Annotated in this window: 18 protein-coding genes; 14 read left to right on the top strand and 4 right to left on the bottom strand. The window is 65.3% G+C overall.

The genetic code is table 11. From position 1 onward, the window contains the following. Positions 1–154: 154 nt before the first annotated feature. Complete coding sequence (locus B9C43_RS01940; RefSeq protein WP_084424311.1) at positions 155–1,684, top strand: alkaline phosphatase D family protein; 1,530 nt, start codon at positions 155–157, stop codon at positions 1,682–1,684. Further along, positions 1,681–3,480 carry a LamG-like jellyroll fold domain-containing protein gene (locus B9C43_RS01935; RefSeq protein ID WP_084424310.1) on the top strand — a complete coding sequence of 600 codons (1,800 nt, stop codon included), beginning with the start codon at positions 1,681–1,683 and terminating at the stop codon, positions 3,478–3,480. The genes B9C43_RS01940 and B9C43_RS01935 overlap by 4 nt, the downstream gene beginning before the upstream one ends. A 29-nt stretch (positions 3,481–3,509) precedes the next feature. Here B9C43_RS01935 and B9C43_RS01930 read toward each other — a convergent pair whose 3' ends face one another. Together B9C43_RS01930 and B9C43_RS01925 are read right to left on the bottom strand one after the other, a co-directional pair. Then, a complete protein-coding gene (locus B9C43_RS01930; RefSeq protein ID WP_143446029.1) occupies positions 3,510–6,644 on the bottom strand; it encodes a LamG-like jellyroll fold domain-containing protein in 3,135 nt (1,044 codons plus the stop codon). A gap of 33 nt (positions 6,645–6,677) precedes the next feature. Further along, positions 6,678–7,625: a GlxA family transcriptional regulator gene (locus B9C43_RS01925; RefSeq protein ID WP_235038396.1), complete on the bottom strand. Its 948-nt coding sequence runs from the start codon at positions 7,623–7,625 to the stop codon at positions 6,678–6,680. An 81-nt stretch (positions 7,626–7,706) separates the two neighbouring features. Between B9C43_RS01925 and B9C43_RS01920 the strand changes: the two genes are divergently transcribed. From B9C43_RS01920 to B9C43_RS01875, 9 genes are all read left to right on the top strand, one after another. Continuing rightward, the gene (locus B9C43_RS01920; RefSeq protein WP_084425534.1) at positions 7,707–8,345 is read left to right on the top strand and encodes an HD domain-containing protein; all 639 of its coding nucleotides are present in this window, start codon (positions 7,707–7,709) and stop codon (positions 8,343–8,345) included. 10 nt (positions 8,346–8,355) lie between these two features. Further along, a complete protein-coding gene (locus B9C43_RS01915) occupies positions 8,356–9,765 on the top strand; it encodes an FAD-binding protein (RefSeq protein ID WP_200825400.1) in 1,410 nt (469 codons plus the stop codon). Between the two features lie 3 nt (positions 9,766–9,768). Continuing rightward, positions 9,769–10,296, top strand: a complete 528-nt coding sequence (locus tag B9C43_RS01910; protein WP_033393936.1) for a GNAT family N-acetyltransferase — start codon at positions 9,769–9,771, stop codon at positions 10,294–10,296. Between the two features lie 165 nt (positions 10,297–10,461). After that, the gene (locus tag B9C43_RS58285) at positions 10,462–12,210 is read left to right on the top strand and encodes a hypothetical protein (RefSeq protein ID WP_235038395.1); all 1,749 of its coding nucleotides are present in this window, start codon (positions 10,462–10,464) and stop codon (positions 12,208–12,210) included. Beyond that, positions 12,207–13,028 (top strand): nucleotidyltransferase family protein, encoded by an 822-nt coding sequence (locus B9C43_RS01895; RefSeq protein ID WP_084424307.1) that lies wholly within the window; start codon positions 12,207–12,209, stop codon positions 13,026–13,028. Before B9C43_RS58285 ends, B9C43_RS01895 begins: the two co-directional genes overlap by 4 nt. 203 nt (positions 13,029–13,231) lie before the next feature. Continuing rightward, a complete protein-coding gene (locus tag B9C43_RS01890) occupies positions 13,232–15,610 on the top strand; it encodes a sensor histidine kinase (protein ID WP_084424306.1) in 2,379 nt (792 codons plus the stop codon). A gap of 31 nt (positions 15,611–15,641) precedes the next feature. After that, positions 15,642–16,052, top strand: coding sequence for a roadblock/LC7 domain-containing protein (locus tag B9C43_RS01885; protein WP_033393930.1), 411 nt, complete (start codon positions 15,642–15,644; stop codon positions 16,050–16,052). A gap of 3 nt (positions 16,053–16,055) precedes the next feature. Further along, positions 16,056–16,424 (top strand): DUF742 domain-containing protein, encoded by a 369-nt coding sequence (locus B9C43_RS01880; RefSeq protein WP_033393929.1) that lies wholly within the window; start codon positions 16,056–16,058, stop codon positions 16,422–16,424. Next, positions 16,405–17,001 (top strand): GTP-binding protein, encoded by a 597-nt coding sequence (locus B9C43_RS01875; protein ID WP_051898234.1) that lies wholly within the window; start codon positions 16,405–16,407, stop codon positions 16,999–17,001. Before B9C43_RS01880 ends, B9C43_RS01875 begins: the two co-directional genes overlap by 20 nt. A gap of 338 nt (positions 17,002–17,339) precedes the next feature. Here B9C43_RS01875 and B9C43_RS01870 read toward each other — a convergent pair whose 3' ends face one another. Together B9C43_RS01870 and B9C43_RS01865 are read right to left on the bottom strand one after the other, a co-directional pair. Continuing rightward, complete coding sequence (locus B9C43_RS01870; RefSeq protein ID WP_143446027.1) at positions 17,340–17,744, bottom strand: hypothetical protein; 405 nt, start codon at positions 17,742–17,744, stop codon at positions 17,340–17,342. Between the two features lie 61 nt (positions 17,745–17,805). Then, entirely contained in the window at positions 17,806–18,741 is a 936-nt protein-coding gene (locus B9C43_RS01865) for an SMP-30/gluconolactonase/LRE family protein (RefSeq protein ID WP_084424304.1), read from the bottom strand. 350 nt (positions 18,742–19,091) lie between these two features. Here B9C43_RS01865 and B9C43_RS01860 point away from each other — a divergent pair, with 350 nt between their 5' ends. The 3 genes from B9C43_RS01860 to B9C43_RS01850 are packed head-to-tail and all read left to right on the top strand — an operon-like array spanning position 19,092 to position 21,247. Next, positions 19,092–19,634 (top strand): RNA polymerase sigma factor, encoded by a 543-nt coding sequence (locus B9C43_RS01860; protein ID WP_033390506.1) that lies wholly within the window; start codon positions 19,092–19,094, stop codon positions 19,632–19,634. Between the two features lie 42 nt (positions 19,635–19,676). Continuing rightward, complete coding sequence (locus B9C43_RS01855; RefSeq protein WP_084424303.1) at positions 19,677–20,972, top strand: ABC transporter substrate-binding protein; 1,296 nt, start codon at positions 19,677–19,679, stop codon at positions 20,970–20,972. 11 nt (positions 20,973–20,983) lie between these two features. Beyond that, the gene (locus tag B9C43_RS01850; RefSeq protein WP_033390498.1) at positions 20,984–21,247 is read left to right on the top strand and encodes an Lsr2 dimerization domain-containing protein; all 264 of its coding nucleotides are present in this window, start codon (positions 20,984–20,986) and stop codon (positions 21,245–21,247) included. Positions 21,248–21,254: the final 7 nt, after the last annotated feature.

The following is a 21,254-nucleotide window of genomic DNA, read 5'->3' as shown; positions in this document are numbered from 1 at the left end:
CCTGGAACTACGACTAGGCCGAACCCGGCGTCCTCGTCTTCCACACCCCATCGGAACAAACCGTCATCGCCAAACCCGAGGCCTATGACGTTCCGCCGTTCTAGTGTCTTCGCCGGTTCACCTGCTGGTCAACGAGGGCGGCTAGACAGTGCCGATGACCAGCTCACTTGCTCGGCGGAGGTTTTTGGCTCTCGCTGGGGCCGCCGCCGTTGCCCAGGTACCCGCGCATTCCGCCGCCGCGTCACCCAAGCCTGGTGGCTATCCGTTCTCTCTTGGTGTTGCGAGCGGGGATCCGTCCTCGACTGGCGTTGTGTTATGGACCCGGTTGGCTCCCGAACCGTTCGATGTTGGCGGCGGTATGCCGCGGGTCAAGGTGCCGGTGGAGTGGCAAGTTGCCACCGATGAACGGTTTCGGCGGATCGTGGCGCATGGGTCCGCGTGGGCGCTGCCGGAGTTGGCGCATTCCGTTCACGTTGAGGTCAACGGGCTTGCGCCGGATCGGGAGTGGTTTTACCGCTTCCGGTACCGCAACGACATCTCTCCCGTTGGACGGACACGGACCACGCCTGCGCTGTACAAGTCGGGTGGGGCGTTGGCGTTTGCCTTCGCGTCATGCCAGGACTGGGCGAGCGGGTACTACCCGTCGTACCGGCATATGGCTGACGATGACCTTGACCTTGTTGTCCACCTTGGTGACTACGTGTACGAGGGTGGCATTCCGGCGGATGGCGGGTATCGGAAGACCAGCACTCCCGATGTGCTGAGGAAGGCACCGCAGGATCTTGAGCGGTGGCGGATGCAGTACGCGTTGTTCAAGAGCGACCTGGACCTGCAGGCGGCGCACGCGAGGTTCCCTTGGCTGGTCACGTGGGATGACCATGAGGTGAAAAATGACTACGCGGGCACGCAGCAAGAGCACGCGGGTGACATCACCGAGCTGCGGGCCGCTGCTTATCAGGCCTGGTACGAGCATCAGCCGGTGCGGCTGCGTTCGCACATCTACCGGCGGATGCGGTGGGGTCGGCTCGCGCAGCTGGACATTCTCGACGGCCGCCAGTACCGCAGTGTGCCGCCTTGCGGTTGGGGTGAAGCGGATGCGTGCACCGGTGGGTACGCGCCCGATGTGACGATGTTGGGCTTCCCGCAAGAGAAGTGGCTCTTCGACGGGTTCGCCGCGTCCGCTGCGCGGTGGAACATCGTTGGTAGCAACGTGATGGTGGGGAGGCTCGATCATGACGGGGCCAGCGGCAACAGGTTGTGGCACGACGCGTGGGACGGGTATCCGGCGGCGCGTAAACGGCTGACTGACGCGTGGGTCAACCATCGGGTCAGCAATCCCGTTGTGGTGACTGGCGATTGGCACTCGACATTCGTCAACGACATCCACAGGGACTTCGATCGCCCCGGCTCCCCTGTTGTCGCGACCGAGTTCGTGGGGACGTCCATCTCGTCCAATGGAGACGGTGAGGTGTACGGCCCGTACTACGGTCCGATGATCAAGTACAACCCGCACATCAAGTTCTTCGACGGCGACCGGCGCGGCTACTTCCGCTGCACGGTCCGCAACGACCAGATGACCGCTGATCTTCAGATCGTCAGCACGGTCAGCCGTCGCGACGCTCCGGAGTCGACATTCGCGTCGTTCGTTGTCGAGTCGGGCAAGCCGGGAGCCGTGAAAGCATGAACAAGAACGTGGGTCGTCGTACGTTGCTGCAAGCCGCGTTCGCCACACCAGTGGTGACCGGCTTGTCCACATCGGAAGCAGTTGCCGAGCAAGGCCGTGAAGACCGCTTCACCATCGCGGTGTTGCCGGATACCCAGTACCTCCTTGACGAAGGCGGGTCAGATCCGGAGCCGGTGCGGGAAAGCCTGCGCGCTGTCGTCCAGCGCCGCCGTGAGGCGAACATCGTGTTCCTCGCTCATCTCGGCGACGTCACCGAACACGGCACGGAACGGGAGATGCGCACCGCGAACGATGTGTTCCGGGCCATCGACGGCGCATTGCCCTACAGTGTGCTGGCCGGCAACCATGATGTGCCGGGCCGGACTGATGATCAGCGCGGCGTGACACCTTATCTCAACACCTTCGGGCCGCAGCGGTTCAGCCGGATGAGAACCTACGGCGGTTCCTCGCCCGGTGGGTACAACAGCTTCCACATCATCTCCGGAGGCGGACGGCAGTGGCTGCTGCTCGCGCTGGACTGGCGAGTGTCCGACGCTGGGATCGCGTGGGTCCAACAGGTGCTGGACCGGCACAAGGCATTGCCCACCATCCTCACCACCCACGACCTGGTCAGCGCGGACGACGGTCCGTCGGCGGTGCTGTCGGAATATGGACAACGCCTGTGGGACAAGGTGATCCGCCGCAACGACCAGATCTTCCTGACGTTGAACGGGCACTACTGGCCGCCCGGGCGCACCACGCTGACCAACGACCACGGCAACCCGGTACACCTGCACATCACCAACTACCAAGACCGCTATTACGGCGGCGCGGGCATGGTCAGGTTCTACACCTTCGACATGCTCCGCAATGTCATCGATGTCGAGACGTTCTCACCTTGGCTGGTCGGACGCCGGGACCGGACACCGCTGGAGACCGAGAACTCCGTGCTCACAGGTGATGCCGACCGGTTCAGCGTCGAAATCGACTTCCGGCAGCGGTTCGCCGGGTTCGCACCGCCCGTCCTGCCGAAGCCGCGCCCGGCAAGCGCGGTGCTGGTGCGTGGCACAGCGGCGTACTGGCGGTTCGATGCCGAAGGCCTTGCCGCGGGCAGCGCGATTAAGCCCGGGAGCATCGCCCGTGATCTGACGGGCAACGGCAACGACCTCACCGTCCAGTACCTGAACACGAGTTCGGCCGATGCGCTGAAGTGGTCGGAAGACCATCACGACAACCAGCCCGCGCACGCCAGCTTGCGGTTCGGCGGAGGCAAACAACCGGACCGCGGAGCGATCCTGCGCGCCGGCGACACCGCACCGATCAACAGCATGCGGTTCCTGTCGGGCTACACCATCGAGACGTTCATCAAACTGCCCGCGCCCTTCGAAGGAGATCACGCCTTCATGGGCATCCTGAGCTGGGAAGGGCGCAGCGGCGACGCTGGTAAACACAGCGGCTGGTCCCCGGATGAGCCGACCTGCAGCCTGAACGTCTCCGGCGAACGGTTCCTTCAGTTCGTGGTCTACCCGGTACCGGTCGACGACGACCCCACCTCGTGGAGCCACGCCATCCCCGTTGGACGGTGGACGCACGTGGCGGTCGTCAACGACGGCAGGCGCACGGTTATGTACGTCGACGGCGCCAAGATCGCTCGCAACGCCGCCGCCGAGTCGACTGGGATCAGCACGCTCGGCAAACCGTTCGTGATCGGGGCGACCCAGTTCGCGTTGCGGTACGGACAAGGGTTCTACGGCTCGGTCGGTGACACCCGGATCGTCGCACGGGCGTTGCGGCCGAGCGAATTCCTCACCCGGTAACCGATCACGCGAACTGGATCGCCGATCGGCTAGGACGCGGCGTTGAGCGGCAGGTGTGCTGCCAACGCCGCGCCACGGCGGATCTGGAACTCGTCGAGTGTCCCGGTGAGACGGTTGGTGCCGTCGGGCCTGGCACCCAAACGGAATCCGTCCACCGCGAACGTGTCGCCGTAGGTCACCGAACCGCTGACAGCGGTGCTGCCCAACTGCGTGCCGTCCACGCTCAACGTCAACATCCCGGCCTTGCGTTCGGCCTCCACGAAGTGCCAGTTGCCGTCGTTGAATCCCGCTCCGCTACTGGCGTCCTGCGCTGCGGCCTGGAAGGCGCCGGTATCCGTCTGCAGGTACACCAACAGACGGTCCTGGCTGGGTTGACCGCGCATCCACAGAGCGCGTTCAGTCGCGCCCACACCGTACGCCCAGAAGATCACCTGGTCGGCGGTTCCGGTGTACCGCAACCAGGTCGACACCTTGAAGTCGTTGTCGCCCAACGCGATACTCGGCTTGTACGGCATGTACACGGCGTCATCGACTCCGTCGAACTGCACGGCGTTCCCGACCTTCCCGGCCACGACTGCCGGGTTTCCTGACACCGCCGCGTGTGCGCAATGCACTGAGGCGTCCGATGTCTGCGGGCCGGTGATCGGCTGGACGACATCGTGTGCCTGCGTGTACTGGCCTTCGAACGTCCACCACAACTTCGGCAGATCAGATGGGAATCGCCCGGTGGCCGCCGCGGTCAACTCCGCAGCGGACAAGGCCCGGTGATAGAGCCGGAAGTCGTCCACCGCACCCTGCATGACGTTCGAGCCGTCCATCTTGGACCCCAGACGCAGCCCCTTGATGGCGTCGGCCTGATCGGCGCTGACGGACCCGGTCAAACCGGTGGCCACCGCGGGCGTGCCGCCGTCGACACTGAGCTCCGCCCGATCCCCGGTCCTCGTCAAAGCGAGCAGGTGCCATTGGTCTCCGCCGAATGCCACGCTGCTTGACCTGTCCTCCAGCGGAATCGACACCCGATCGGACTCGGTCTCGACCCACGCGAACAGCCGGTCCTCCCCTGGCTGCGCCCGGACCCAAAGCGAGCGCTTGCCCGACGTCGTACCGTACGCCCACACAATCGCTTGGTCAGCCGAGCCGGAGTACCGGAACCATACGGCGAAGGTGAAGTCCCCTGCACCGAGGTCAAGCGTCGGCGAGAACGGCGTTTCCACACCGGGGTGTGCGGTGTTGACCGGCAGGGCGACCGTGTTCGACGCACGACCGGCAACCGGTGACTGCTTGCCACCAAGCAAGCGTCCGGCCGCACAATGCCCCGACATGTCGTCGGTGATCGGCGCGGGAGTCCGAGCGGGCACAGTGGCGCCGTCGACAGTCCGAAATGCCAGGTTCAGGCTGGGCGCGCCGTTGCGCACCAGGCTGAAATTCCCGAGCCGACCGGTGAAAGCGTCGCTGGCAGTCGCGTCCTGCTTCGCGCCGAGGCGAAGACCGGTCACACCCGCCGACACCGCACCCACGACACCGGTCCCACTCGCGGACGCCCCGTCCACCGTGAGATCGACCCGGGACCCGGTCCTGGTGAGAGTCAACTGATGCCACACCGAGTCCCCGAAAGCGTCCGGAGCAGGCAAGGTCACGTACGCATGGCCGCCCTTGCCCTCAACCCACGCGGCCACCTGATCACTGCCGGGCTGCAGCCGTAGCCACACCTGCGGAACATCGGCTCCGACACCGTAACCCCAGAAAAGCACCTGGTTAGGGCTCGTCGAAGTGGCCGAATAGCGGAACCGCGTGCTGATGGTGAAGTCCCTATCGCCCGGATCGAGGGTGCGCGTGTACGGAACCTCCGCGTAGTCCCCGTTTCCGTCAAGCAGAAGTCCATCGTTCAAAGACGCGTTCCCACGCAGATAAGCGTCATTGGCCTCGAGCGTGCTGTCCGGCGTCGTCGGCCCGGCCGGTGTCGACGGCTGCGGCGACGGCGTGCCACGAGTGGTGCCAGGAAGACCGAGCTGCCCCGGCGTGAACCGGGTGAAACGGATCTCGTCGGCGGAGAACGAGACGCCGCCTTCGTACACGACACCGATCTCGCCACCGGTGAGCTCGGCGAGGTCGGAGTACCCGGACCGCTCGTTGGTGATCAGGCCCTTCGACGGGCTCGACCAGGTGGTACCGCGATCGAGCGAGTACCGGATCTTCAGCTCTTCCCGGTTGTCCGGGTCGGAAGGACTCGAGAAGATCAGCACGTCACCGGGCGTCGTTCGATAGGTCTGGCGTAACGGCAGGATCGAGCCCTGCACGTTCGGCGACGCCAGCGACGGAACTGTTGTGAACGCGGGCATCGTGGTGCCGCCGTCCGTGCTGATCGCCTTGGCGCGGTGCGGCCCGTCGGTGACCTCGTTGCGTGCGGCGGCGTACAAAGCACCGTCCGGCAGCTCAGCGACCGCGATCTCGCCCGGCGAAAGCTGACCCGCGACGTAGGAGTTGGGTACCTCGCTGGCTTTCCAGGTGTCTCCGTTGTCGTCGCTGTACAGCACACCGGCGAGCACTGTCGTCGAGTTCGGTTTCTGGTGCGCGCCAACGATCAGACGGCCCTTGTGCGGCCCGGTCTCCAGTTGGATGCCGTGTGCCGGGCCGGTCGCGAACCAGCCGTTGTTGGTCCCGTCGAAGGACGCGCCGAGCGGTCGCGGCGGAGTCCACGTCAGGCCGTCGTCCGAGCTCTGCTGGATCCACGGCAGGCGTTTGCCGGTCGGCGTGGCCTCGTTGGACGTCGTGATCAGGTTGATCTTCCCGGTTTCCTTGTCCACCACCGGAACCGCGTTGCCACGGGTGAACGGTGCGTCCGGGTCCGCAGGCGAGCCCGAGGTCACCACGCGGATCGGGCCCCACGTCCGACCGTCGTTTGTGGACCTGCGGACCACCAGGTCGATGTCGCCACGGTCAGCGCACGACGGCGACTTGCGCGCCTCGGCGAAAGCAAGCAGGGTGCCCGCGGCAGTCCTTGCCAGAACGGGAATCCGGAAGCAGCCGTAGCCGTTCGTCCCGCCGCGGTAGAGCACCTGCTGCACTCCGACGAGTGCCGAGGACTGCGCGACCCCGCTCGCCGAAGCGGGAACCGGAATCGAGACCAGAAAAGCGAACGCGAGGACGAGAAGTCTTCGAGACAAGCTGATGTTCCCCTTGCTCCCCCCAGAACAAGGTCATCGTAGCGTGGAACGGAACCGTTGCTGGTAGGCGCGTGGCGAAACTCCCACCCGCAGGACGAAGGCCCGCCGCATGGATTCCGACGTCCCGAACCCGGCTTCCCGCGCGGCATCCGCGACCGTCATCCCTTGTTCAAGCGCTCGTTTCCCAGCGTCAATCCGGACTTCTTCGACGTAGCGCGCGGGCGTGACGCCCAGCTCGGCGTGGAACAGGCGCGTCAAGTGACGTGTGCTCACCGAGGCCGACGCGGCCATCCGGGTCGCCGAGTGGTCCTTGCCCGGGTCCGCGACGACGGCGTCCATGACATCCCGCAGGACGGACGACCTCGGGCGCGGCCGTGAGGTCGACGGCGAGAACTGGGACTGCCCGCCCGGCCGTTGCAGGAACACAACCAGCGACTGGGCCACGGTCCTGGCCACCTCGCCGCCCGCGTCCTTCTCCACCAGAGCCAGCGCCAGGTCGATACCGGCGGACACCCCGGCCGAGGTGAACACGGGCCCGTCCTGCACCCAGATCGAGTCCGGTTCGACGGTGACGTGCGGATAGCTCTTGGCGAGCAGGCGCGCGTGCTGCCAATGCGTAGTCGCGCGGCGCCCGTCCAGCACTCCCGCGGCAGCCAGCACGAAAGCGCCCGTACAAATCGAGCACACCCGCGGCGTGCCTTGGACAGCGTCCCGGACGGCGTCGACGAGCTCGGGCTCGATCGGCCTGCCGACGAGCCGGTCGCCACCGGCCACCAGCAACGTGTCCACCTCGGTGTCACGCAGGTCAGCGTCGATCTTGATCGCCATACCGGTGGAGGAGGTCACGGCCTGGGCGCCGACTGCCAGCGTGACCAGCGTGTAGTCGGTGTTGCCGACCCGGTTGGCCTCGGCGAACACCTCCGTCGGACCAGCGACGTCCAGCAGCTTGACCCCGTCGAAGACGACGACACCCACGCGCATCAGTACTCCCATGTCCGGATCACTGCGAAGTATGTCCGTCAACGCATGGGCGCGCCGCCCGAGAGCGCCGAAGCTGAGGGCATGACCGAGATCATCGCCGGGATCGAGATCCCTGACACGCCGATCGCCGAGGACGCCACCGAACTGGTCCGTGCGGCCGCCGACGACCTGTTGTTCCACCACTCGCGCCGCGTCTACCTGTGGGGTTCGTTGAAGGCCCGTCACCGTGGCCTGGACGTCGATCCGGAGGCCGCGTACGTGGGCGCGATGTTCCACGACCTCGGCCTGACCTCGAAGTACCGAACCAAGGACCGCCGGTTCGAGATCGACGGCGCCGAACTCGCCCGCACGTTCCTGCTGGAGCACGGTTACAGCGAGTACGACGCCCGTCAGGTCTGGTACGCCATCGCCTTGCACACAACGCCTGAGCTGCCGATGCACCTCGCACCCGAGATCGCCGTGGTCACCCTGGGTGTGGAGACCGACGTGCTGGGCTTCGACCTCGACCAGATCACCGAGGACGAAATCAGGGCCGTCACCGCCGCGCATCCGCGGCCGGACTTCAAAAAGGGCATCGTCAAGGCCTTCTATGACGGCATGAAAGACCGCCCGGACAGCACTTTCGGCACGATGAACGACGACGTCATCGCGCACTTCGAGCCGGGCTTCCAGCGCGCGGACTTCGTCTCGGTCATTCAGGACAACGCGTGGCCCGAGTAACATCCACGATGTGCTGACTCGACGGAACCTGTTGACTGGCCTCGGTCTTGGTGTTCTTGTCGCCGGGTTCGACCCGGTCGGCCGGGTGTGGGCGGCGGAAGGGCCGTTCGACCGTGTGCCGCAACTGGATGGCGAACTCGTCTTCGACCATTCCGGCGTGTCAACGGACAACGGGCAGTACGTGATCCGTGAACCGCTGGCAGTGCTGCGGCCCAAGTCGGTCAGGGACATCGAGAAGATGATCCGGTTCTGCCGCAAGCACCGCATCAAGGTCGCCACCCGTGGCCGAGGGCATTCCACGCACGGCCAAGGTTTGGTCGCGGGCTTGCTCATCGACAGCCGTTGGCTGGCCACGATCCACTCGATCGACCGAGACCGGGCCGACGTCGACGCCGGTGCGACATGGCTTGATCTGACGCGGGCCGGGTACCGGCACCGGCTGGCGCCGCCGGTGTTGACTGGCTACATAGGACTGTCGATCGGCGGGGTGCTGTCGATGGGCGGTGTTTCGTCGACCAACCGCGTGGGCCTGGCCGTCGACCACGTCAAAGAACTTGAGGTGGTCACGGGCGAAGGACGCGCCGTCCGGTGCTCGCGCACCCGTAACCGTGCACTGTTCGACGCGGTTCTCGCCGGTGTCGGGCAGTTCGGCGTGATAACCAGGGCCATTGTGGACATGGTGCCCGCCCTGCCGATGGTCCGCTCGTACGTCCTGCGGTACGCCGATCTCCCGACGTTCTTCAAGGACCTGCGGACCCTGTTGACCCGTAACGAGATCGAGGACGTCTTCGCGCAATGGCTCGGCGGTGTGCCGCACATCTTCGCGGCGACCGCCTTCGAACCCTCGTCTCCACCAAACGACTCCCACCTGCTGCGCGAACTGAGTGGAAGCGTTGCCCAAGCGGCAAGCCTGGACTTCCTGACGTACGTCGAACGCGTCGACACCCAGGTCGACGACCTGCGCAAGAGCATCTCATGGGATGAACTCGTCAAGCCCTGGTTCGACGTATGGCTACCCGGGTCCACTATGGAGCGTTACGTCAGCGAGGTCGTCCCGTCGCTCACCGCTCGCGACGTCGGTGCGGGCGGATGGGTCCTGCTTTTCCCGATCCAGCGCTCGAAACTGACCCGGCCGATGATGCGGGTACCCGACGACGACTGGGTTTTCCTGTTCGACATCCTCACCGCGGCCGAGAAACCCGGCCCCGATCCCGCCTTCGCCAAGGAGATGCTAGCCCGGAACAACCGCCTGTTCGACCGAGCGCGGCAGCTCGGCGGAGTCCGGTACCCGATCGGCTCGATGGACTTCGGCGCGCGGGACTGGGCCGCGCACTACGGTGAGCGGTGGCCGGAAGTCCAACGGGCAAAACGGGCTTACGACCCAGACCGGATACTGACGCCCGGCCCGGGGATCTTCTAGACCATGCGCCTGGCCACCGTCGCCGACATGCCACGGATCGGGACGCTGATGCGCGTCTCGGGAGCCGAACTGTTCCCGCGCTTCTACACCGAACGCCAGGCCGCCAGCGCGGCGATCTACCTGACCGAGCCGGACATCACATTGATCAAGGACGGCACGTACTTCGTGTACGAGGCCGGCGGCGAGATTGTCGCGTGTGGTGGCTGGAGCAAGCGCAACAAGCTCTATACAGGATCCGGCTCGCAGCAGGACGACGGCCGATTGCTCGACCCCGCCACCGAACCGGCGAGAGTTCGCGCGATGTTCGTCCGTGCGGACTGGACACGGCGAGGACTTGCCAAGGCGATCCTCGACGCTTGCGTCAAGGCCGCCCGCGAGGAGGGCTTCCGCTCGCTGTCACTGATGGCGACGTTGCCAGGAGTGCCGCTATACCACGCCTTCGGCTTCCAAGAAACACGCCAAACGATGGTTCCGCTGCCGGACGGCGTTCAACTGGAAGGCGTCGAGATGACGTACGAACTCAGCCAGTGACCCCGAGTGACGCCACCGTTGTATTCACATAGCGGAACTCGTCCGATCGGCGCCGTGCCACTGCGTATCCATTGCGGACAACAGCAAACCCAGATGGCGCAATTGGTTGGACCACCCGGGTAGAGCTTGATCGTTGTACACGTACTGCGCTGATAACCTCCGCTCGTGGCCAGTCGATCACTGCGGTTACCTGGTTATGTAGGGAAAATCTATCCCGCACAAGGTCGGCTGTTCGTTGACTTCCTGTGCGAACTGTGGGCGACGGCGTGTGATGCGCTGCAAGTCCCGGGTGATCAGTCCACCCGGACCACCCAGATGCTCAGAGCCGTGCTTCCCGCGTGGTCGGCCGAGCGGATCGGGACGACGCCCGCGGAGCCGTCCTATGTGGCGGATGACGGGTTCCCGGCCGAGATGTCAGTGAACTGGTCGGGCCGCCACCCGGAGTTGCGGCTGCTGTTCGACTGCCTTGGCGACGAGAACAACCTCGGCCACGATGACTCCACAGTCACAAGTCGTTTGCGACAGATCCATGAAATCTTTACACCGCAAGGCAATCGGCCGTCGCACGCGCCACTGTGGCACTCGGTCGCCTGGCGACCGCCCATGCGCGTGGTCCACAAGACATACTTCGGTTTGTACACTTGGCCACTGTCCCAGCGTTACAGCGCGGTGAGCGAGGCCATGGACCGGTTGGGGATGGCCGCCGCGTGGAACGATGCCCGGCGGCGGATCGAGGGTGTCGACGGCAGCAGAGAGATCGAGTTCTTCGCGGTGGACCTGGCGGACGAAGCGCACGCCCGTGTCAAGATCTACTATCGCAACCACGGCGCGGACATCCACGAAATGAACCGCATCGCTTCGGTGGCATTAAACCACGACACTGACGCGGCGCTGGCGGCTTACCGGACATTGGCCGGTAACCGTGCCAGCGCAGGGGAAGGCGCGTTGAGCTGCCTCGCGTTCCGCTCTGGTCTAGACCAAGTTGCCGAGAGTACCAGCTATCTCCGGCTGACCGACCTGGCGGCCAACGACCGGCAGGCCGTGGACCGGACCGCGGAGCTACTGCGCAGCGAGGGAGTCAACCCGGCCCGGCTGTACGCTCTGGCCGCCGCGTTGGTGCCCGGAACGCTGGAAGACAGCCAGGGTCTGCTGACGCTGGTGAGCTACCGCGCCGCGGGCCGACGGGGTGACATCACCACCTACTTCCGGTTTCCGGTCTACGACCGGTCTGAACCCCACCCCCTCTCGTCCGTTGATCTCGACCGCAAGGAGCCGAAAGTGAGCGACCAGGATGTGGAACGCATTGCCCGCTACAACGAGGAGCGGCAACGGGAATACGAGTCGTCGGAGCTGATCCGCCTGCTGGCCGACGAGAACACCGCAACCGAGACGAAGAAAGCGGTGCTCACCTACCTGCAACCTTGGTCGAACGCCTTTCAACGAATGATCAGTGCCCGGGTCACCTTCGAGACCGACCCGCAGCTGCGCACGCTTGCCCTCGAGCACCAACAGGAAGAGGTCGGTCACGACGCCATCCTCGCCCGCAGCCGCGCGGACGACCGGCGGCTCGTCTGGGACCCCGTCATCGAAGCGGGCGCGTCGTGGTTCGTCGACCAGTTCGCCGTGCTGCCAGGGGTTCAGCGCGCTGTCCTCGCCCACCTCGCGCTGGAGGCAGGCAGCCTCGTCCTCAGCCAGGCGGGTACCCGCGCCTTCCCCGACGACCCCTACTTCACGCTGCACGACGAGGCGGACGCTGAGCACCTGGAGATGGGCTACCGGCTTCTGCGGCAACGCAGTGACTGGACCGCGGACGACCTGATCACTGTGCTGGATCGTGCGTGGCAGGTCATCGACGTTGTCTCCAACCGAATCGCCGAGTGCGCCCTCCGGGACACCGGTGCTGTCACCGTATGACCACGACTGACCCGGTCGCTGCGGCGCGGGCCGTCGCTGGTGACTGCGCCCGCGCTTACCAGGACATCTTCGCCGATCGCTTGGTTGCCACCTACCTCCTTGGCAGCCTCGCGTACGGCGGTTACTCCCCGGCCGTCAGCGACATCGACCTGGCCGTCGTGCTGACCGACACTCGTGACGGCGACGCGAGCACTATGAACACGACGACCGAAACCCTGCGCGGGCAAGGCAGCCTGCAACGCAAACTGTCCACATTCTGGGCGTCCCTGCCCGCGCTGCGCGCCGGACAGGACGACGGACGCTTCCCCGCGCTCGACCGCTTGCAACTCGCCGATCAAGGTGTGCTCCTGTTCGGCGACGACGTCGCCAAGCAGGTGGCCCGCCCGGCCACCGACGAGTTGCTATTGGAGAGCGCCCGGTTCGCCGTCGACGTCCTGGCATCCGATGAAGTGATCTCCGAATTCCACAACCCCCGCCGCCTGCTGGTGGATATGGTGTGGTTCACCAAGGCCGTGCTGTTCCCTGTCCGTTTCCTCTGTACCGGCACGAAAACCGCAGGACGTGCGGCTACCAACGACGAAGCCATCGCCTGGTATCTCGCCCAGCCTCAACCCATCGCGGCGTCACTGGTGCGCATGGCCACGCGTGTCCGAGCCGGACATCCTCTGGATTCCGCGCAGATCACATCCGAGCTGGCAGCGGGCTTGATACCGCTTTATCGGCACTACATCGACGAGGAGACACGCCGGCTGCTTCGTGTCAATGCCCCAGCCGAACTGGTCACAGCCTTCACGCGCTGGCGTCAACGGCTGGAGTGACAATTGTTCGCCGATCGCGGTACTGGTGCAAGTGGACCGCAGCGAGCTTGCGCCGCAACGAATTCGCTGGACAGGTGTGCAACGGTGGTGGCGATCACCGCGTTCGAGTGGTTCATGATAAAACCTCCGTGATCGGTTCCGCGGTGACACGGAGAGCCCGGGTCCCCATTTTTCGCCGACTGCCACTCAGGAGTTCGTGACCCGTGCAGCGCACAGACGACAAAGACGAGTCCGACAAGCCGTACGACAAGTCGATCCGCAAACGGCTGACCAGGACCGTCCTCATTCCCAGCGTGACACTTCTGGTGTTATGGATCGCGGTTTCGTCGTACTTCGTCATCAACGGCCTTTATGTCCGCCTGGTCGCGGCGTCGGTGCGCGAGGTGTCGATCCCGGCGGCCACCGCGCTGGCCGCGTTCCAGAAGGAACGTCAGATCGCCCTGCAGTACATCGACAATCCCGCGGTGGGGCAGTCCGCGCTGCAGGAACAGCAAAGAGCGACCGACGAGAAGCTCGTCGCGCTGCACAGCGCCTTCGACTCGACCATCTCCGCCGCGCCCGACGAGATCGCCACCAAGGTCAACGCGCTGAAGAGCCAGTTCGACCAGTTGCCGGTGCTGCGCTCGCAGATCGCCTTCCGGAGCATCAACCGGGCGCAAGTCAACAGTTACTTCAACGGCGTGATGGACACGGCGTCGAACCTGTTCGACACCCAGGCGCGGATCGTGCCGGACGCCCAAGCCGCACACGGCGGTATCACCGCGACCTCGGTCTTCCGCGCCGGTGACATGATGTCGCGCGAGACTTCGCTTGTCTCGACGGCATACGCGGCCAAGGCGTTCGCCCCCGACGACTTCGTCCAGTTCACCCAGGTGCGCGGCTTCTACCGGACCGAACTCGCTCAGATCGCGCCGTTCCTCGACCCGCAGGTCCGTGCCGCGTACCAGGCCCTGACCACCAGCGATGCGTGGACGCGGCTGGCGAGCCTGGAAGATTCACTCGTCAAGCGCGGTCCGTGGACCGCCCGTGACGTCGCCAGCCTGCCAGTGACCGAAGCGGACTGGCAGAACACGACGACCCAAGTCGCACAGGGCCTCAACGCCATCGCCATCGATCAGGCCGACAAGGTCTCGGCGGCCGCGCTCGAGTCCGGCGACGCCCAGCTGCGCAACGCGATCATCGGCAGTATCTTCGCACTGCTCGCGTCGCTCGCCGCGATCATCGTCGCGGTCCGGGTGTCCCGTTCGCTCGTCGACCGTGCGCTGATGACGCGGCTTGCGCGGCTGCGCAACGACTCGCTCGACCTCGCCCGCAACCGGCTGCCGAACATCGTGGAGCGCCTCAAGGGCGGCGAGCACGTCAACGTGACCGAAGAGCTGCCACGGCTCGACCACGGTCGTGACGAGATCGGGCAGGTGGCCGAGGCGTTGAACATCGCCCAGCTGACGGCCGTGAACGCGGCGGTGAGCGAGGCGAAAGCCCGTAGCGGTGTACACAACGTGTTCCTCGGTATCGCGCACCGCAACCAGGTTCTGGTGCACCGGCAGCTGCAGATCCTCGACGAGATGGAGAAGCGCGAGGAGGACTCGTCCCAGCTGGCCTCGCTGTTCCAGCTCGACCACCTGGCCACCCGTGCGCGGCGCACCACCGAGAACCTGATCATCCTCGGTGGCAAGCAGCCGGGCAGGCGGTGGCGCAACCCCGTGCCACTGCTGGAAGTTCTGCGTGCCGCGGTGTCCGAGACCGAGCAGTACTCGCGGGTCAGGGTCGAAGGCATTCCGGACGTGGCGATCGCCGGGTCGGCCGTCGCGGACACCATTCACCTGATCGCCGAGCTGGTCGACAACGGCACCTCGTTCTCGCCGCCCGGCTCACAGGTGGAAGTCAGCGCCACTCCGGTGGCGCGTGGCGTCGTCGTCGAGATCTCCGACCAGGGACTCGGCATGAAGGACGCGGTCAGGGAATGGGCCAACAGCATGATGAACGAGGCGCCCGAGTTCGACGCCATGGCGTTGCGCGCGGACACCAGCCTCGGCCTGTTCGTGGTCGCCCGTATCGCGTCCCGACTCGACATCACGGTCACCTTCGACCCGTCGCGCTACGGCGGAACGCGGGCGACCGTGCTGCTTCCGAAGCACATCCTTATCACCGACGGACAAGCCGAGGACCCCATGGTGGTGAGCGAACCGGCGCCGGCGGCGCCGCCCCCTGCAGCACCTGCACAGGCTCCACTCCCCCCGGCCGCGGCACAGTGGCCGGAACCCCGCGAAGCGGCTCATTCCAACGGTTTCCTGCCGCGACGCACCGACTCCCCACGGCCACGCCCGGCGCCGGCACCACCGGTAGCCGAGGAGCCAGAGCCTGTCGCGGAAACCAAACCGGACACGGAGACAGGCCGTGCGCCACTGCCACAGCGGCGGCCGCAGCAGAACCTCGTGTCCCAGCTGCGCGACGAACCAGCGGACACCAGCGAGAACATCGAACAGCCGGAAGAGTCCCGCGACTACGGCCAGTCGAGGACGTTGTCGGCATTCCACAAGGGAACCCAGCGCGGTCGCGAATCCGATGTCACAGCAGACTGAACCTCCGCACTCCACCAGGGAAAACTCTCCAATGAACCAGAAAACCGATCTGAACTGGCTGCTTGACGACATCGTCAGCCGGGTCGTCGGCACCCAGCACGCCATCGTGCTGTCCGCGGACGGCCTGCTGCTGGGCAAGTCGGCGGGCATGAACAAGGACGACTCCGACCAGTTGTCAGCCATCGCCTCCAGCCTGCAGAGCCTGGCCAAAGGCGTGAGCAGGCACTTCAACCGCGGTGGCGTGCTGCAGAACCTGATCGAGATGGAGCGCGGCTACCTGTTCGTGTCCGCGGCGGGCCGGGGTGCGTGCCTCGCGGTGCTCGCCGAGGAGACCGTGGACGTCGAGATGATCGCTTACGAGATGAACCGCCTGGTCAAACGCGTCGGCGACTATCTCGCCTCGGCGCCACGGGACGCCGTGAAAACCGCGGAAAGGACGTAAGGAGTGGACGACGGTTGGTATGACGAAGCCGCCGGTCCCCTGGTCCGGCCGTACGCGATCACCGCTGGCCGGACTCCGGCGTCGGCGGGCGCGCAACTGGACGTGGCCACACAGGTGATGACATTGCGGTCGGCCGAGACGACCGACGGCGGACTCACCCCGGAACACCTGAAGATCAAGCGGTTGTGCCAGCGGCCGCTCTCGGTCGCCGAACTGGCGGCACACATGAATCTCCCGCTCGGGGTGATCAGGGTGCTGTGCGGCGACCTCATCGAACGCGGCGTTGTCATCGTCCGGTCTCCGGCGCAACGGGTCGAGGCACCCGATCGCGAACTACTACAGGCGGTACTTGATGGTCTCTCCAACCTCTGACGTCGACACGGCCGGCGGCGAGGACACGATCCCAACGCCGGTCAAGATCATCGTGGCAGGCGGGTTCGGCGTCGGGAAAACCACTTTGGTCGGCTCAGTCAGTGAAATCCCCCCGTTGACGACGGAGGAGCTGCTGACCGAAGCCAGCGACGGAATCGACGACCTGGCGGGCGTCGAACGCAAGACCACGACCACGGTGGCACTGGACTTCGGCCGGATCACCATTTCGCCGAAGCACGTGCTGTACCTGTTCGGCACGCCAGGACAGGACCGGTTCTGGTTCATGTGGGACGAACTGGCGCGCGGCGCGATCGGCTGCGTGGTGCTGGTCGACACGCGACGGCTGGACAACAGCTTCGCGGCGATCGACTACTTTGAGCGGAGAAGGATTCCCTTTATCGTTGCTGTCAACGTGTTTGATGACGCGCAGCAGTATGGAGAGGACGAGATCCGCGCGGCGCTCGCGGTTCCGACGCACGTGCCGATCGTCATGTGTGACGCTCGGAAGCGGGATTCGGCGAAGTTGACGTTGATCAAGTTGGTCAAGCATGCGATGAGTGAGTTGCCTGTGGGCTGAGTTTGGTTTCGGGCTTCTTGTTGCTTTTGGCGCGCGTCGTGCTTGCCGCGGCGCGCGCTGTGGTCACCTTCGGCGCGCTGCTGTGTTGGGGTCGGCGCGATTTTGTGTGGAGCCTCTGCGCCGCAAAGGCAGGGAAAAGCGGGCAGGACCTGCGGCCCTGCCCCGCCGACAAGCTTATTTGCGGCGCCACTCCACACAAAATCGCGCCGACTGCCACTTTTGGCGCGCCTACACTTTTGGGCTGGGCGCGCCTCCACTTAGGCCCGGGCGCGCCTACACTGTTCTTCGGGCGCGCCTTCGCTTTCCCCTTGGGGCGCGGTCTCTCTTGCACCTGTGCGTCACTCACTGAACCATTCGCGGACGTTGTCCTGGTTCAGCATCGACATCACGCCGATCGCCAGTGCGATCCCGGCGATCGCGGTGACTTGCCCGCTGAACAGGTTGATCGCTCCGCTGATCAGGCCGATCACCTCGATGCCGATCACCGTCATGCGGACCCATGCCCGCCGCGTTCCTGCCATCAGTACGCATGCCAGCAATGTCAACGCGATCGCGATGGACAGGAAGCCGATGAAGTAGAGCAGGCCCCCGTTGGGTGTTCTGGCGCCGTGGCTGGATCGTTCGCTGATCGCGTCGATGATCAGGAACCCGATGAACCCGTTGGCAAGCACCTGGAAGATCAGGATCCCCAGTGTCAGTTTGAGTCTGCCGGGCATCCGCTGCTGTGAGATCTCGTTTGTCATGGCCAGAACAGTGAACGTCGTTCTGGCCACGAACAACCGGAAATTTCCTCTTGTATCGCGTCTAACTATTGGTGACGACGACCTCGTAGGTGTCCGCGGTCGGTGGGAAGCCGGTGTCGAACTTCGCGTTCACCACTGCCAGCTTGTTCCCCAATTTCGCTGCTGTGGCAGGGGTTTGGAAGTTCGTGCTGGTGATGACCTTGTCCAGGACGCCTGCGCTTCCGTCGGCCGTCAGGCGGATCCGGCTCACCTGTCCGGTGACGGGATTTCCGCCGACGTGGTTGACGCCCTGCACCACCCATACGGTACGTCCGTCGCGGGCGACGCCGTCCGCTCCCGTAACACTAACGCCCGCAACGGTTTGACTCGTTCCGGTGCGTGCGTCGACCCTGATCAGCTCGCCGCGGGAGGAATGTGCCACGATCAGCGCACGGCCGTCCGGCGTTGTGTTGATGCCGTTGAGGTTGAAGGCTCCGCTCGTGTCGGCCGCCGGTCCGCTGAGCGCCAGCGTTTTCGCTGGGCCTGGCTTGCCGAAGCGGCTCACCGGCACGAAGTACAACCGCGGGTTCATCGAGTCGGTGAACCAGGCGCCTTCTCTGGTCAGTGTCACGTCGTTGATGAAGCCTTGGTTGGCGGGCACGAACTGGTACTCCGCAACCGTCGTTCCGCGTCTGGTGTCGTAGACGTACGCCTGGCCGGTGGTGCCGCCCGCCACGAACAGCAAGTCGTGCCGCAGGTCGGTGATCATTCCGACGGCGAGGCGGCCGGTGGGTGCGTCGATGAACAACTCCGCCTTGCCGCGCCGTGCGTCACCGCGGAAGATGTCGCCGCGGAACAGATCACCGGCGAAGAACTCGGTTCCGTACCCGGCGGCGATGCCCTCGGCCGAACTGGCTCCCGGCAGCACGATCACTTTCTCGGGCTGGGTCGCGGCCGCGGGTGCCGCCAACCCGATCACCAGCATCGACGATAGCAGCAGGGCTCTTCGAAGTCGCATTGATCAACTCCTTGTCCTCGGGTATGCCACAGGCCATCCTGCCGGGCCGGTCCAGCCCTTCCCGGCCATCGGGAAATTCCGCGAAAATGCCGGAAGAATCAAGCTCACCTGCTTGTGCGGTGCCGTTCAACTGCGTCCTTCGATATTCGGCGAACAGTACGCAAAGGCAATGATCTTTTCCGGCAATGGTCGTACAAATAATTCACATACACCGATCGGGTGACAGATATACATTTGGCGCGACATGACCCGTCAGATGTACGAGCACCAAGGACGCCTCGACCACCACCAACGCACACAAAGGCGAATGAAGCGTGCCGCATGTACCCCGGAGCCGGAACGACGATCCGATGCGAGATACCCAGCCGGACTTCTTCACGGACAGGTACCAGGACATCCGTGTACAGGTCCGCGTGTACCTGCGTCACCAGTTCAGAAGTCTGGTCGACATCGAGGAGATCGCCGACGCGGCGATGGAGCGGCTGTACGTCCGCTGGCACACGGTCGACGACCCGCTGCCGTGGGCGATCGCGGTCGCCAGGAATCTCGCTCTCGACGAGCTGCGCAAGGCACCCGTCGCGCGATTGGAGGAAGAGATCGTGAACAGCAACGGCACACTGGTCTCTGGTTTGGGTGTCGCCGACCAGCAGTTACGGGTGACCGCGATCCTGCAGTCGCTGCACGCCCTGCCCCGGTCGCAGTACACCGTGATCGTCCTGGCCGCGCTCGGTTTCTCCAATCCCGAGATCGCCGGCATCACCCGGCTGGCTGAGAATTCCATCGCCCATTACCTCTACGAGGGCCGGAAGAACCTGGAGAAGATCCTCCAGTACCGGCGGCGCCGCTCCCAGCGGCATCCCAATCGATCCGTCCGGCCGCCAGGCAAGGGTTAGCCCGCCTCGAAAGGATGCTCGTACAACGAAAGGGTCTTTAGGATGTTTCGTCGGACGCGGTCGCGATCGGACCGCCATGAGCGGCTCGTCGGTCCCCGCGATGTCGACCAATGGTTCGCAGAGCTGCGCCAGGCGGCCAACGCGGAACTGCCGCCGGGAATGGACCCTGACCACCGGGCGCGACTGCTGATCGAACTCGTCGACGCCATGCACCGGATGGATCCTCCCGATCCGCCCGAACCCCGGCCGCAAGGCCACAAACCCAGGCAGTACACCGTCCTCACCGAAGCCAAGCCCGGCCGCCGCTCGCCACGGCACGCGATGCCGACACGGCGGCAACTACGCAGGGCCGAGCCGAAATCACTGATGAACCGGTTGCACCGGATCCCGAAAACGGTGCAGGCGGGCATCATCGTGGTCGTCGTGGTGCTGATCGGAGTCGTCGGCGTCTTCATGACCCGGCCGGGGACCGATGGCAGCGCCACCGGGCTGACCAAGATCAGGGTCGCCGTGCTGCCCGTTGTCGACGTCGCACCGTTCTACCGCGCGTTGGACGCCGGATACTTCGCCGACGAAGGGCTTTCGGTCGACATGGTGGTCGCCGACAGCGGCCCCGCGGCGATCGAGAACCTGACCGCCGGCCGGCTGGACATCGCGTTCACCAGCTATCCCGGTGTGCTGAAGGCGCAGAGCGAGCGGCACGCCGACCTGAAGATCATCGCGCCCGCGTACACAGCGGACACCAGTCACCTGATGCTGGTGTCCAAACCGGGCGGTCCGATCGGCAAGGCGGAAGACGTCGCGGGCAAAAGGATCGCGGTGACGAGTGTCGGATCGATCTCCGACCTCGGCGCCATGTCGGAACTGCGGGCCCGCAACGTGGACACCTCCAAGATCCAGTGGGTGCAGCTGCCGATGCCGGAGATCGGCCCGGCCATCCAGCGTGGCGACGTGGACGGCGGCGTGATCGTCGAACCGTACATCCAGTTGAACAACAGGGCTTTCAACGCGTTGCCTATTCTCGACGTCGCGCTCGGCGCGACCGCGCGGATCCCGCTGTCGGGATATGTCGCGCGTAGCCAGACCGACGAGACCCCGAACGCCGTCGACAGGTTCGTCCGCGCGCTGCGGCACGGCATCGACGACGTGTCCGACCGCGAGGTGCTCGAGCCCCTGCTGGTGAAGTACCTGGGCATCGACGCCGACACCGCCAAGCACGTCCGGATCGCGCAGTTCCCGAAGGATCTGGATGCCGGCCAGATCCAGCGGGTGGCCGACCTGATGCTGCAGTTCGCCGTGATCAACCGACGGCTCGACGTCAAGCCGATGCTGCGATAGGGGAGTCCACAATGGCCATTCGAGTCCGTTTCCTGCTCATCGACGACATGGACGGCACCGCCGCACCCGACGTGCACCGGGTCACGTTCGCCCTCGACGGGGCCACCTACGAGATCGATCTGACCGCGGCCAATGCCGCGAGACTCCGGACAAGACTGGCGGCGTTCGTGCACGCCGCCCGGCAGACGGGGCGATCCCCGCTGCCCGTGCCGACACTGGCCGACCTACGGCGGTGGCCGACCGAACCTGTCTGGCACTACGAGAAAACCGCCTGACCACAAC

The organism is Kibdelosporangium aridum, assembly GCF_900176515.1.
In the GTDB taxonomy this organism is placed as follows: Bacteria; Actinomycetota; Actinomycetes; order Mycobacteriales; family Pseudonocardiaceae; genus Kibdelosporangium; species Kibdelosporangium aridum.
Note: the sequence above shows the minus strand (reverse complement) of the source record. Positions and strands in the feature narration are given on the sequence as shown.